13 protein-coding genes are annotated in these 12,798 nt (G+C 68.5%); 5 read left to right on the plus strand and 8 right to left on the minus strand.

What is annotated here, in order from left to right:
- Positions 1 to 122 precede the first annotated feature (122 nt).
- Together J7I97_RS31370 and J7I97_RS31375 are read right to left on the minus strand one after the other, a co-directional pair.
- Complete coding sequence (locus J7I97_RS31370) at positions 123 to 671, minus strand: hypothetical protein (RefSeq protein WP_214941759.1); 549 nt, start codon at positions 669 to 671, stop codon at positions 123 to 125.
- On the minus strand, positions 668 to 4,699 hold the full coding sequence (locus tag J7I97_RS31375; protein ID WP_308369363.1) for a polymorphic toxin-type HINT domain-containing protein: 4,032 nt from the start codon (positions 4,697 to 4,699) through the stop codon (positions 668 to 670). The genes J7I97_RS31370 and J7I97_RS31375 overlap by 4 nt, the downstream gene beginning before the upstream one ends.
- A 495-nt stretch (positions 4,700 to 5,194) precedes the next feature.
- Between J7I97_RS31375 and J7I97_RS31380 the strand changes: the two genes are divergently transcribed.
- Together J7I97_RS31380 and J7I97_RS31385 are read left to right on the plus strand one after the other, a co-directional pair.
- Complete coding sequence (locus J7I97_RS31380) at positions 5,195 to 5,743, plus strand: hypothetical protein (protein ID WP_214941765.1); 549 nt, start codon at positions 5,195 to 5,197, stop codon at positions 5,741 to 5,743.
- A 38-nt stretch (positions 5,744 to 5,781) separates the two neighbouring features.
- Positions 5,782 to 6,651: a trypsin-like serine protease gene (locus J7I97_RS31385; RefSeq protein WP_308378377.1), complete on the plus strand. Its 870-nt coding sequence runs from the start codon at positions 5,782 to 5,784 to the stop codon at positions 6,649 to 6,651.
- 392 nt (positions 6,652 to 7,043) lie between these two features.
- On the opposite strand, the gene J7I97_RS31390 is transcribed toward J7I97_RS31385, so the two are convergent.
- The 5 genes from J7I97_RS31390 to J7I97_RS31410 form a co-directional block, all read right to left on the minus strand.
- Positions 7,044 to 7,820 (minus strand): SDR family oxidoreductase, encoded by a 777-nt coding sequence (locus tag J7I97_RS31390; protein ID WP_214941768.1) that lies wholly within the window; start codon positions 7,818 to 7,820, stop codon positions 7,044 to 7,046.
- Positions 7,821 to 7,868: 48 nt separating this feature from the next.
- Positions 7,869 to 8,762, minus strand: a complete 894-nt coding sequence (locus J7I97_RS31395) for an RNA polymerase sigma-70 factor (RefSeq protein WP_214941771.1) — start codon at positions 8,760 to 8,762, stop codon at positions 7,869 to 7,871.
- Between the two features lie 122 nt (positions 8,763 to 8,884).
- Complete coding sequence (locus J7I97_RS31400) at positions 8,885 to 9,358, minus strand: cupin domain-containing protein (protein ID WP_214941774.1); 474 nt, start codon at positions 9,356 to 9,358, stop codon at positions 8,885 to 8,887.
- A gap of 122 nt (positions 9,359 to 9,480) precedes the next feature.
- Positions 9,481 to 10,302, minus strand: a complete 822-nt coding sequence (locus tag J7I97_RS31405) for an alpha/beta fold hydrolase (RefSeq protein WP_251059342.1) — start codon at positions 10,300 to 10,302, stop codon at positions 9,481 to 9,483.
- Between the two features lie 71 nt (positions 10,303 to 10,373).
- The gene (locus tag J7I97_RS31410) at positions 10,374 to 10,790 is read right to left on the minus strand and encodes a nuclear transport factor 2 family protein (protein WP_214941780.1); all 417 of its coding nucleotides are present in this window, start codon (positions 10,788 to 10,790) and stop codon (positions 10,374 to 10,376) included.
- Positions 10,791 to 10,884: 94 nt separating this feature from the next.
- Here J7I97_RS31410 and J7I97_RS31415 point away from each other — a divergent pair, with 94 nt between their 5' ends.
- From J7I97_RS31415 to J7I97_RS31425, 3 genes are all read left to right on the plus strand, one after another.
- Entirely contained in the window at positions 10,885 to 11,493 is a 609-nt protein-coding gene (locus J7I97_RS31415) for a TetR/AcrR family transcriptional regulator (protein ID WP_214941783.1), read from the plus strand.
- Positions 11,459 to 11,734 (plus strand): hypothetical protein, encoded by a 276-nt coding sequence (locus J7I97_RS31420; RefSeq protein WP_214941786.1) that lies wholly within the window; start codon positions 11,459 to 11,461, stop codon positions 11,732 to 11,734. Before J7I97_RS31415 ends, J7I97_RS31420 begins: the two co-directional genes overlap by 35 nt.
- Positions 11,735 to 11,806: 72 nt before the next feature.
- The gene (locus tag J7I97_RS31425; RefSeq protein ID WP_308369250.1) at positions 11,807 to 12,136 is read left to right on the plus strand and encodes a hypothetical protein; all 330 of its coding nucleotides are present in this window, start codon (positions 11,807 to 11,809) and stop codon (positions 12,134 to 12,136) included.
- A 23-nt stretch (positions 12,137 to 12,159) separates the two neighbouring features.
- Here the strand turns inward: J7I97_RS31425 and J7I97_RS31430 are convergent, their stop codons facing one another.
- A complete protein-coding gene (locus tag J7I97_RS31430; RefSeq protein ID WP_214941789.1) occupies positions 12,160 to 12,798 on the minus strand; it encodes an OmpA family protein in 639 nt (212 codons plus the stop codon).

The raw sequence follows: 12,798 nt of genomic DNA on the forward strand, positions 1-12,798 counted from the left end.
AGTCCCAGCCCCCGGTGAGGGCGGAGGGACGTGCGAAGCTGCCGTCGCCGTTGCCGAGCGAGATCCCACCTGGGGCGCCCGAGACTCCGACGCGGTGTCGAGGCCTCAGGCGCATTCACCATCTAGGGAAGAGAAGAGTACAAGCCTTCCCATTCCCGAAGGAAACACTCGCGAGGGCTGCCAGGTTTCAGAAACTGAAGACTATACAACACGGGAGAAAGCAGGAGCTTAGCTTCTCTCAGTTGCGCAATCCTCGGCAGGTCAAGCTGTTTCCAATCACGCGAAAGTTCGCGCGCCGCAGCCGCCGACAGCGGGATTGCATGCATGACCAGGTCAACCTGATGGTCGGGGTCCAAAAGGGAAATTCCGGGGACAGGTGGAACCTGCCGCAAAAGCGCACTGGTCAAATTGAGCGACCGGAATAGCCCCTCCCGCTTAGAGATTCCTCCCGCTCCTACGGCGTGCGCGAATGCATTCTCCACTGCGTCCGCATACCATCCCCACCGCACCCGGTCAATTCCTCTTGCTTCTTCAATCAGATCCGTCGCCAGGCGGCCCACCACTGCAAGCCAGTCAGCCGACGACAGCTCAGACAGTCTCGGCGACCGACGAATAAAACAGTCGGCCAGATCTTCCAGATCGGATGAAATGAGCTCGTGGGCATACGTCAATGGAAAATCACCCCAGCCCGAGCAAATGCCTGCCGGCCGAGCTCAAGACTCTCCGACGAAGGCCGGAAATGGCCGCTATGATTATTCAACTCAATTCCGAAGTAAGTTCCGTTGGAGCCCACAATACTCGCCTCACCGGCAGCGAGCACAGGATCGCCATTACTGAGTACCGAATGATAGATCTCCTGACCCTGCACATTTTTCGGAACCACGACAAGGGATCCATCTTCAAGAATCGCCCATTTGACAAATTCGCCATCAATCGCTCGGTCGAAAGCTGCCGTACCGGGCGCGCTGGGAGTTACGCCCAAATTCTCCGCACTCCGCAACTCCCTCTCTAGGTTGTCCGGCATCTGGTTAGCGAACGTGCACGGCTGAGTGTTGTGAACCAGAACCGGCGCGAATCCTGCGATCACATAGTAGGTATGGAGACGTGTGACAGTCAGGTTGTACGCGGGCTGCAGGGTCTTCCAGCGGTGGACGTTGTTGACGCGTGCGGTGCCGCCAGTGGCCGTGCCGAGGGTGTCGCCTGCCTTCAGGTCGGCCGCGTCCGTCCATTTACTGGACTTCACGGACCAGAAGGGGTGGTGGTCGGTTGCGGTGACGGTGCCTCCGCCGACGGCGGCTTCGAGGGTGATGTCGGTGAAGTCTCGGTCGTCGGGGGTGTAGATGGTGGCCTCGACGCGACTCGGCCCATTGACTCCCGTAACCGGGTCTGCGGCCTGGACCACGTCACCGATCTTTATCTGCTCGATCGGGAGGGCGGAGCCGTCTCCCATGAGCACGCGTGTCCCGGCGGGGAAGCTGTTCTTGCCACCGAGACAGCCAGGTGCCTTCCTCCAGAGGTTCGAGAGCTGGTCGTACAGCTCCTTGGTCTTGGGGCCGTACTTCTCGGCGTACCTTCCCCACTTGAAGGAGGTGGTGAGCCATCCGGCGATGGGGAGCGCGGAGGCGCAGGCGAGTCCTGCATCCGTCCACACGCCTTCCCGGCCAGCGGGGGTGAAGAGGTCGACGACGCCTTCGCCCGCGTACAGGACGCAGTTTGCTCCGTCTGCGAGCTCGCCCACGCCCGGGATCATGCCGACGATGTCGAGCTTTATGTGCAGGATGTCGATCTTCGTCCCGAGAGGGAGGTAGTTCGGCATTCCGAGGAATTCCCGGACGACTCCGAGGAATCCGAGCGCGTTCTTATAGAGCTTGACCCGTTCTTCTGCGGCCTGGGCGCGCTGGCGTTCCTGCTGCTCCTTCAGGTACTCGTCGATCATGTAGCGCTGGACGGCTGTCCGGTAGCTGTCCTGGGCGGCCTGGGCGCTCTTGCCAGCGTTGAGGGCTGACTGGCGGGCGGCGTCAGCGGACTGGTAGGCGATTACGGCGTATCCGGCTGCGGCAATCGCGCTGGCCTGTGCGGTTGCAGCCGAGCTGCCGGCGCGCTGGGCGCTGCGATCTGCCCGGGCCTCAGCGTCGCGTGCGGTGGCTGCGGAGGCTGCGGCCGCCGAGGCGGATGCATCTGCGCGCTTGGCGGACTGGCTGGCATCGTTGGCGTAGCCGGCGGCCTGGGTGGCGTAGGTATTCGCTGCCTTGGCATGGCCGGCGGCTGCATCGGCGTCGCCCTGGGCGGTCGCTGCGGCCTTGGCTGCCTCGTAAGCGTCCTGGTAGGCCTTGGCCGCGACGCCGCTGGCGTGGGCGATGATCTCCTGGATCTGTGCGATGTGCGCCGCTGTCAGCTGGTCGCGGCGCTTGGCCCGGTACTGGCCGGATTCGATGAACGTGCGCAGGTGGGTGTCGGGGCTGGCAAGAGCGGTTTCGGCTGCAGCCTTCACCTCGGGAGTGCCGCCTTCAGCCAGGCGTGCGGCGGTGACCCGGTCGTCCTCGATGCGTGCCTGGAACTGGGTTCGCGTGAGGAATTCGGCGAGGGTTTTGGGGTCGGGGTTGTCGAGCGCGGCGTCGGCCGCTTCCTTGACCCCGGGGCCGCCGCTTTCGGCGATCTTGGCGACCGCGATGCGGTTGTCTGGGGCCGCAGCCCGGTACTGGCCGACAGTCAGAAAGGTGTGGACCTGGGCTGCGTCGGTCTTGAGAGCGTTGGCTGCCGCGCTACGCACGTCCTCGTACGGGGAGTCTTGAGAGAGGCGGTTGACCTTTTCGCGTTCGTCCTGTTCGTCGGCCTTCTTCCAGCCGGTGCGGGTGTATTCCACAACGGCTGCGTCGTTGCCTGTGAGGGCTGCTTCGGCGGCGGCACGGCTCCAGGGGCCGCGGGTCTGCAGCGCGGTGAGGGCCATCTCGCGGCCGGTGACAGCGATCTTCGCGGCATCGGCGCCTGGCTGAACAGCCTGTTCGGCGAGCTTGTCGAAGTCCGCGTCGAGTTTTACCGCTTCCTGCTGGAGGCGGGTGACCTCGGCCTTGGCAAGGTCGTATTTCGCCTTGGCATCCCGGGCCTGGTTGACGCTGGTGGCGGTGCGGGCGGCGACCTCTTCGGCTTCGCTCTTGCGAGCCGTCTCCTGGACGGTCTGGGCCTTCTTGACCGCGTTGCCGGCCATTTCGGCTGCCTTCAGGGCCTCGTCCGCGTTGGCCTTGGCCTGGGTTGCAGCCTGCTGGGCATCCCCTGCGTGATCGGCGGCCTTACGGGCAGCTTCGGCGGCCCTACGCGCGTGCGTGGCAGCCGACCGTGCGGCGTCGCGTGCCTCACGTGCCTCACGGGCGGCATCTGCGGCGTAGGAACGGGCTGCGGCCGCAGCACGCTTGGCTTCCTGAGCGTGGCGGCGTGCGGAAGCCGCCGCTGCCTCGGCCTCCTCCGAGCTGAGGCCGGCTGCCTTGGCCCACTTGCCCGATGCCTCGGCATTCTCGGCTGCGACGTTCATGTCGTCGATCGAGGAGAGCGCGGACTGCAGGGCGGCGTCAGCCTGAGTGAGCGTCTTCTGCATCGCGTCCGCGGAGTCGGCGATCTTCTCGGCCTGTTCCGCGGCCTTGACGGCGTCGGCGGCGGCCTTCTCATCGGCCCGGCCTCGGGCGGCCGCATTCCATGCCAGCGTCGCGGCCTGCGATGCGTACAGAGCGGCGGTGGAGGCATTGTGAGCGGCGATCGCCGCGGTCTGAGCGGCCGCGTTGGCCGCCCTGGCCGCGGCGATGGCGGACTGGGCGGCCGAGGCGGCACGCCGGGCGGATTCGGCAGCCCGCCGGGAGGCGTCAGCCGCCTTCGTCGCATCGTTCTTGGCCGCCTGCGTCTCGGCTGCCGCCTTGGCGCTCTCTGCCTTGGCCAGACGGGCGGCGTCCTTGGCCGTTGCAGCCTGCTCCACCGCGCTGCTCTTGGCCTTCTCGGCGGCAACACCGGCGTCCGCGGTCTGTTTGGCCAACTCGGTGATGGTGGCGTGTTCCTGGTCCTGGGCCCGCGCGATGTGCTGGCCGTAGGTCAGAAACTCGCGGATCTCCTCGATACCTCCCTTGAAGGCGACACCGGCAGCGCGCTTGGTGGCGGGACCGCCCGCTGCCTCGATCTGGGCGACGCGGACGCGCGCATCGTCGTCGCGCTGCCGGTACTGACCCTCGGCCAGGAACGCACGGATATCCTCGATGGAGCCGCGCATGGCGGCGTCACCGACCTCGCGCACACCGGTCCCACCAGCCTCGGTGATTCGGGCGGCCTCGACCCGCTGATCCTCAGCTAGCGGCTTCTTCCAACCGTCCTTCATGAAGACGGCCAGATCCTGCGCAGTGCCGTCCAGTGCCTTTGTCGCGGCCTCCCGCAGCGCAGGGCCGGCGTCAGTAACGAGCTTGAGAGCGGCCTCGCGCAGATCGAGCTCTTCGGCGACCTTCTGGCCGTCAGCCAGGTATTTGCGGATCTGCTCATCACTGCCCGCCAGTGCCGCTCCGGCGGAGGACTTGACCGCGGGTCCGCCCGTCTTCCACTGCTGGAGCACCTGTGCACGCTCGGAGGGCGGCGGGACGGCCGGATCATCGGCCTTGGCAGGCCCGGCGGATATCAGGCTGGCGAGCAAGGCCAACGGGAGCAGTCCGCGGGCAGCCTTGCCCGGCACTCCAGATTTCCTCCCCAAGGCTCCAGCCCACCAGGCTCGGTTTTGGCGCACGAAAAACGTTCCCCCTGTGATGGTTCTGGCGCCGCGAACCGCGCACGGCAGGGCCGACCCCCTAACTACGGGTGTCGGATGGCGTCGTTGCCTTCCTGCGTACGCGGACAGGGGCCCGCCGCCCTCCTCATTCGGCTTCCCCAGGCCGGAAGATGGCAGGCGCCGCTCCCGGACTGTGCATCCGGCGCGGCTCTACATGGTCTAAGGCCCAGATCAACACAAGAGTTCGAAGGTTGTACGCCCCGATTCAGTATTTGCTTTTCCTTTGCGAAGGCTCCAGGCCTGCGCCTGCTGCACCTGCGCCACGGCGAACCGAGCCGTTATGCTGCTCTGCGGCCCCCAGGCGATCACGACCGTACGCACCGTCGCGGCACGGTCTCCATTCTCATACCCCCCTCCCGCTCCGCGCGTTGAGGGGTTACGTCCTGGAAGGCAACAACACCAGTGCGCATACGCAGATGGCTGCCCGCAGCCACCCTGACCGCAGCCATCGCCATCGGGGTGCCCGCTCCCCTCGCTTCAGCCGTAACCGTGCCGCCGGCCAACGCCGACGCCCCCTACGCCGTGGAGGATGGCGCCTACCCGTACCGAGGCCCGTTCCTGGACGCGACTGGCGCGGATCTGATCGCCGGTGATGGAAACATCACCTTCACACCCTGCTCCGGCCCGTACCAGATCATCGTGTGGGCGCGGAACCTGAAGACAGACAACACCACGATCTGCTTCAAGGCAGCCAACACCGGCTACCTGACCGTCAACATCCCCCGTGCCTACCGCATCGCGACCGACGACCGCGACATCCGGGCCAACGTCTCCATCAGCGGCGAGACTTCGAATTTCACCGTCCCGAAGGACACCTCCAAGGGTTTCGGCGAAGCAGACCCCGTCGACCCGAAACAGGCTGTCCTCCTTGAGCTGCGCGTCACGGGCTCAAGCGCCACTGCCCCCCGGCTCCTGCCGGTGACCCGGCACTCGCCTTCACCGGCAAGCTGAACATCGCGGACGGCAAGCGGACGTGCACCACGGCTCTCGTGGACCCGTACTGGGTGCTCGCCGCCAAGAGCTGCTTCGCCGACAAGCCCTCCGAGAGCATCGACATCCCGGCCGGCGCACCGAAGGACAAGACAACCGTCACCGTCGGCCGCACAGATCCGTCCACCAGCGGCGGACACACCAGCGACATCTCCGAACTGGTACCGCACCCCGACCGCGACCTGGTCATGGCCCGCCTCGCCCAGCCCGCCACCACCATCACCCCGGTCGCTCTCTCCTCACAGGCCCCCGTCACTGGCGAGCAACTCACCATCGCCGGCTACGGTCGCACCAGCACCGGCTGGGGCCCCGTCAAGCTCCACACCGCCGCGGTCACCGTCGGCACCATCGCCGCCACCGGCTTCGACATCGCCGCCAAGTCCCCCTCCGACACCACCGCCTGCAAGGGCGACGCAGGCGCCCCGGCCCTGCGCACCGAGAACGGCAAGCCCGCCCTCGTCGCGCTCGGGAGCCGCTCCTGGCAAGACCACTGTCTCGACGCCAACGCTGCAAAGGCCGGCGCCTACGACACCCGCACCGATGACATCCGGGGCTGGATCGGCACCCACATTCTGCGCCGCCTGGCGGTGTCCCAGACCGCAAGCGCTGACTTCACCAGTGACGGTGTCGGCGATCTTGTGGTCAAGGACGCGGCGGCGGGTGACCTTCTCCTCTCCGCGGGAAACAAGGGCGGCTCGTTCAGCGTTCCGAAGAAGCTGACCGGCGGCTGGGACTTCACGGAGACCACCGCCGGCGACTTCACCGGCGACGGCAAGCCCGACCTGACCGCCCGTAACGCCAGCGGCGACCTACTGCTGTGGATCGGCGAGGGCAGCGGCAACTTCAGCCGGGTTACGCCCGGAAGCTGATTCCGGATGGGGATCGAGCACCAGCGGTGTGCGATCCCCATCCGGGGCGGGGCCGGCCTTCTCATGACCGTCGCTCAGCGCACAGGCCGAGTTCGGTGCCTGGTCGACCGTCCACAACCGCTTCCGGCAGTGGAGAGACGCCGGTGTCTTCGAAGCCCTGCCGGAGAGCCTGATCGCGGAAGCGGCGAGGCGAGGTGAGGTGGGGTGGGCTTGTCCCTGGTCAGCGTGGACTCCACCACTGTCCGCGCTCACCACGACGCTGCCGGGGTGCAGTTCGCTCCCCCGCAGGGGGGCGTCGTTCCCCCGGCCCCCGGCGACGGGCACCGCCGACGCGTGGCGGCGGAGGTCGGGCCGCGGTGCCTCCGCCGAGCACGGCCGGCGGGCCGCGGGGGTCAGCGGGCGAACTGCTCGGCGAGATGCTGCTCCCAGGTGTGCCTGCCGAGCGCGCGGTCGGGGGCGGTCAGGTGGCCGGCGCGCCAGGCGGCGCCGATCTTGCCGGGGACGCGGACGGGGAGGACGACGCGGCGCTTGCCGGCTGCTCGCAGCCAGTCCTTGGCGAGGCTGGTGGCCGGGTACACGGTCGGGCCGGCGAAGTCGGGGACCTGGCCGCCCGGGGCGCCGAGGGCCAACTCGACCAGGCGGTCCGCCACTTCGCCCGGGTCGACCGGCTGGCAGCCGGTGCCGGACGGCACGAGGACCACCGGGAGCTTGGACAGTGCCCCGAAGGCGTGGTCGAGCAGTGCGGGGAACTGGGTGGCCCGCAGGTTGGTCCAGCCGATCCCCGAGGCGGCGAGCAGCCGCTCGCCCTCCAGCTTGACCCGGTAGTACGGGTACGGGATCCGGTCGATGCCGACGATCGAGATGTTGACGACGTGCTCGACGCCGGCCCGCTTCCCGGCTTCCAGCAGGTGCTGGAAGCCGGGGATGTCGTCCTTGAAGTGCCGGACGTCGCTCGCACAGTGAATGACCGTGCGGACGCCCGCGAGCGCCTCGTCGAGTCCGGTGCCGGTGGTCAGGTCGCCGGTGTACCAGGCCACCCCGGAGTCGTCCGGCACCGCGATCCTGCGGGTGAGCGCGCGGACCGGGTGGCCGGTGCGGCGGGCCCGCTCCAGCACCTCGCGGCCGAGTACGCCCGTCGCGCCGGTCACCATGATCGTGTCGTTGGTCATCAGTCTCAGCCCTTTCGGAGTCGCTGTCACTGATGAAGAACCGACGGGTCAGGCGTTCTGTGACAGCTCCCGGAGCTGAGTGGCGAGGAAGGCCAGTTTGTCCGGGTTCCGGACGAGCCGGATGCCGGTGATCCCGCCCTCGCCGAGCTCCAGCGCCACGAGTGCGGTCAGCTCGCCGTCCTCCCAGCCGACCACCACCGGAACGCCGTTCGCCTCGGCGAAGCCGATCTGCACGCCGCTCGCCCACCGGGAGGAGAGACCGACCAGGAAGCGGGCCACGTTGTTCCGCCCAACCACCGGCCGACGGGCCGCACTCACCTTGCCGCCGCCGTCCGACCAGACGACCGCCTGGTCGGCGAGCAGCTGCTCCAACTGAGCCATCGCACCCTCGGCCGCGGCGGCCAGGAACCGGGCGAGCAACTCGCCGTCCTGCTCCCGCGAGGTAGTGAACCGCGGCCGGCCGTCGGCCAGGTGCTGCTTGGCCCGACGGTAGAGCTGGCGGGCGTTCGCCTCCGAGCAGTCAAGGACGCCCGCGATGTCCCGGTGGCTGTAATCGAAGGCGTCTCGCAGCACGACAGCGGCCCGCTCGGGGGCCGACAGCCGCTCCATCATCGTCAGCACCGCGAACGACACCGCATCCCGCTGCTCCGCCGTCTCCATCGGCCCCAACACCCCGGCCTCGGTCCGTACCGGCTCCGGGAGCCAGGGCCCGGGGTACTCCTCGCGCTGCGCCCGGGCGGAGGTGAGCCGGTTCAGGCACAGGTTGGTGACCACCTTGGCCAGCCACGGGCCTGGCGCGGCCACCTGACCGGGCTCGGCTCCGTGCCAGCGCAGGTACGCATCCTGCACGGTGTCCTCGGCCTCGGCCGCCGAGCCGAGCATCCGGTACGCCAGCGAGAACAGCCGTGGTCGGTGGGTCTCGAATTCCTCTGCCGTGTCCATGACCCCACGCTAGGACCAGGCCACGGGCACCGGCCGGCCGGGGCGGCGGCCCGGCCGGTGCCGCCCCCGTCGGTCACGACACCGATCCGAACGTAGGACGCAACACCGTGGAGCGCCGTATCTCACGCGTCCGGCATCGGCTGCATCTGCATTCCGTGGCGATTGCTGATCTCGATAAGGCGGTCGATGTCCGGCGGTGTCTTCGACTGGGGCGGCAGTTCGCGCCGCTGGGCGGGTTCGCCCGCCTCCGCGAAGAATTTGTCGACGCCGCCCGGCACGTAGGTGATCAGGAGCCGGGCGGTACTGGTGGGCTCGAACCGCTCAACCGTGCCCTCGGGGATGTGGAAGAAGGACCCGGGGCCTCCTTCGAACGTCTCGTCGCCGATGTGGTAGCGCACCGTCCCCTCGATGACGTAGACGCTCTCGGTGCCGGGGTGGGTGTGGGGCGGTGGGCCCATCCCCTCCGGGACCGTCATCTCCATGACCGTCATGGCCCCGCCGGTCTCTTCGCTCGACGCCTTGACCTCGTAGAGACCGTTCATCATCCAGAAGGCCTGCCCGTCACCGCTTTGGCGCACATGGGCTTGCTTCGCCATGGACCGCTCCCTTTCGTTTCGTCGGTGAATCCCCCCATGTGTTCCCGGTGGTGGGCCGACCTCAGTCCCGCCATCCGGGTGGGTGCGGCGGCTGCCCGGGTGCCCGGCCGCCCGGCTGCCCGTCAGGGGTGTGGGGTCGATGCCGCGAGGAAGGCGGCGAGGTTGTCGACGTAGGTGTCCGGGTGGGTGAGGTGGGGGACGTGCCCGGCACCCTCCAGGGTCCGCAGCTCCGCCTGCCGCAGCGCACCCGCGAGTTTGTCGATGATCACGGGAAACCACGGCGGACTCTCGGTGCCCCTGGTCAGCAGCGTGGGGCCCGTGTAACGGGAGAGCCGGGTGAGATCGACCGTCCCCCAGTCCGGGTCGGCCTGTTCGTCCGCGAATGTGGGGGCGTTGGCGACGAACGTCTCACGGACCGGCTCGGGCAGCTGCGCCCACACTCCCGGCCCGAACGCAACGTCTTCGACGAACCGTTCGGCTCCGGCCCGGTCCTGGCCCGCGCGCAGGGCCACGAGAACGGCATCGATATTGCGCTGCGTGGCCTGCATCAGCGGCTGGAGCTCGGGGTTGTCGGCCACGATGCCCATGAGCGGCGGCTCGTGGGCGGTGAGAGTACGGAACAGTTCGGGGCGGCGGGCGGCAAGGCCGAGTGCGGTCGCCGCGCCGAACGAGTTCCCGGCGACGTGGGCCGGAGCGCCCAGGATCTCGATGAGCGCGGCGAGGTCGTCCTCGTCCTCCGTCCGGCGGCCCTGGCCCGGCGGGCGCTCGCTCTGGCTGTGGCCGCGGCGGTCGTAGACCATCACCCGGTACGACCGGGCGAGGCGGGGGACGACCCCCTGCCAGCCGTGGTGGTCGGTCCAGGAGCCGTGGACCAGCACCAGCGGCTCCCCCTCACCCACGACCTCGTGGAAGAGTTCAACACCGTTCACGCGGGTCCACGGCATGCCGGGGCTCCTCATCTGTCGGGCGGCGGTCCAGACACATACCGCCGACGGCCGCCCCTCACACGTCCCGCTTAGCCCAGGCGGCGGTCCTCGGCGGCGATCGGGATGTCGTTGATACTGGCCTCGCGGCGGCGCATCAGGCCGTCGGCGTCGAACTCCCACTGCTCGTTGCCGTGGCTGCGCCACCACTGGCCGGCCGTGTCGTGCCACTCGTACTCGAAGCGGACGGAGATGCGGTTGCCGGTGTACGCCCACAGCTCCTTGCGCAGCCGGTAGTCGAGCTCGCGCTGCCACTTGTCGGCAAGGAAGGCGCGGATCTCGGCGCGGCCGGTGAGGAAGCGGTCGCGGTTCCGCCAGGCAGAGTCCTCCGTGTAGGCGAGGGCGACGCGTTCGGGGTCGCGGCTGTTCCAGGCGTCCTCGGCGGCCTGGACCTTGGCGCGGGCGCTCTCTTCGGTGAAGGGGGGCAGGGGCGGGCGTACGGCGGTCACGACGGTCACCTCTCGACGGGCGATTGAGAACGATCGTTCTCACTGTAGAGAACGAGCGTTCTCCCCACAAGGGAATCTGGACTACGCTGCCTTCATGGACGACGAAGAGGCCCGGACCCGGCTGCTGGACGCGGCGGAGACGCTGTTCTACGCCGACGGCATCCAGGCCGTCGGCATGGACCGCATCCGCGCGGAGTCGGGCGTCCCGCTCAAGCGGCTCTACCGGGTCTTCCCGGCCAAGGAATCCCTGGTCACGGCCTACCTGGAGCGACGCGACCGACGCTGGATGACAAGCCTGCGCGAGGCGGTGACCCAGGCCCCGGAGCGGCCGGTGGCGGCCGTGTTCGACTGGCTGGCGCGGTGGTTCTCGGAGCCGGACTTCCGGGGCTGCGCGTTCCTGAATGCCTACGGGGAGCTGGGCACGGGCCCCGAGGCAGTACTGGACGTCATCCGCCGCCACAAGTCGGAGCTACGGGCGCTGCTGGGCGAGCTGGCGGGCCCGGGGCAAGATGCCCTGGCGGACCAACTGCTGATTCTGGTCGAGGGCGCGATGGTGGTGGCGGCCCTGACCCCCGGCCCGGACCCGGCTCTCCGCGCGGGGGAGGCGGCGTCGGTTCTTATTGGGGAACGCCGCACGGAGCCGCCCGAGCAGCGGCATGGTGATGGGTATGGCAACGAAGAAGTACACGGTGACGCTTCCTGAGGAGCTGGCCGAGGAGATTCGCGCCGAGGTCGGTCCCGGCGGGTTCAGCCGGTATGTCACCGCTGCCATTGAGCGTCACCGCGAGCGGGAACGCCTGCACGAGTTCGTCGAGTGGCTGGAAGCAGAGCATGGCCCCGTCACCGCCGAAGAGGCGGCGAAGGCCGAGGCGGAACGCCTGTCGATTCAGCAGGAGCTCGCGGCTCGCAAGGCCCGAGCCGTGCCAGATCGCAAGACGAGTTGATGGCCGAGCCGGTCGTCTGCCTGCTCGACACCGAAGGCCTCTCCCAGGTGGGCCGTACTCGGCCACCGCGACATGGTCGCCCGCCTGCGCGATGCGGACCGGACGGGGATCCGGGTCGTCACCACCTCGATGACACTTGTCGAGGCGTACCACAAACACGTCAAGAAGGCCGCGTGGAAGTGGACGCTGTCGCGGATCGCCGTGGAACCGGTCACCCAGGAGATCGCGGGCGAGGCGATCGGACTACTGGAGGGCGCGGGCCTGCACGGGCACAAATACGCCATCGCCGCGGCCCTCGCCGCCGTGGCGCTGCGGCAGCCCCGAGACGTCGTGATCTTCACATCCGGTGTGGAAGACATGACGATGCTCTGCGGCAGCCGCGTGACCGTCCGAGGCATCTGACCTCAGGCCCTGCGCCCCCGCAGCTAGTTGCCCGCGCCGCGGGGGAAGGTGATCTCCACTCGGCGGTTCTTCTTGCGGCCTTCCTCGGTGCTGTTGTCCGCGATCGGGTAGTCCTCGCTGTAACCCCGGACGTCGAAGGTGACCTTGGGGTTGGTGACGGTCTTGGCCAGCTCCGACTGCACGGCGTCGGCGCGCTGCTTGGACAGCTCCTTGCCGTGTTCGTAGCTGCCCTGGTCATCGGTGAACCCGAAGACCCGCACCTGGGACGCCTTCTGCTGGTTGATCTCGTTGGCGATGGCCTGGATACGGGCGGCCGCCTGGGCGTTGAACACCGCGCTGTTCTCGGGGAAGAGCACCTCGGACTGGAGCGCCATCATGACGGTCTGGTTCGTCTCCTGGCGGCGCTGCTCACCGCCGAGGTCTTCGACGACCTCGACCATGTCGAGCACCTTCGGGGGCGCGAGGACGCCGCCCTGGGGGAGCTTGAGGCGTGGGGAGTCGGGTTTGACGACCACGGGCGGGGAGGCGGACGACTCCGTGCCGGGGGGTATGGACGGCTTGACGTCGTCGGCGTGGGCGCTGGTCGCGCCGAGGAGATGAGCGCCGGCGATGACGAGACCGACGACGGCTGTGGCGGCGATGGTGCGGGGGCGTTTGGTCAT

This window comes from Streptomyces sp. ISL-87, assembly GCF_018614095.1.
In the GTDB taxonomy this organism is placed as follows: Bacteria; Actinomycetota; Actinomycetes; order Streptomycetales; family Streptomycetaceae; genus Streptomyces.

Excerpts from the sequence above, each read along its gene's own strand:
- J7I97_RS31400 (WP_214941774.1), bottom strand. The coding sequence starts at position 9,358 with ATGGCGAAGCAAGCCCATGTGCGCCAAAGCGGTGACGGGCAGGCCTTC.
- J7I97_RS31430 (WP_214941789.1), bottom strand. The coding sequence starts at position 12,798 with ATGACCAAACGCCCCCGCACCATCGCCGCCACAGCCGTCGTCGGTCTC.
- J7I97_RS31420 (WP_214941786.1), top strand. The coding sequence starts at position 11,459 with ATGGCAACGAAGAAGTACACGGTGACGCTTCCTGAGGAGCTGGCCGAG.
- J7I97_RS31425 (WP_308369250.1), top strand. The coding sequence starts at position 11,807 with ATGGTCGCCCGCCTGCGCGATGCGGACCGGACGGGGATCCGGGTCGTC.
- J7I97_RS31415 (WP_214941783.1), top strand. The coding sequence starts at position 10,885 with ATGGACGACGAAGAGGCCCGGACCCGGCTGCTGGACGCGGCGGAGACG.
- J7I97_RS31390 (WP_214941768.1), bottom strand. The coding sequence starts at position 7,820 with ATGACCAACGACACGATCATGGTGACCGGCGCGACGGGCGTACTCGGC.
- J7I97_RS31405 (WP_251059342.1), bottom strand. The coding sequence starts at position 10,302 with ATGCCGTGGACCCGCGTGAACGGTGTTGAACTCTTCCACGAGGTCGTG.
- J7I97_RS31395 (WP_214941771.1), bottom strand. The coding sequence starts at position 8,762 with ATGGACACGGCAGAGGAATTCGAGACCCACCGACCACGGCTGTTCTCG.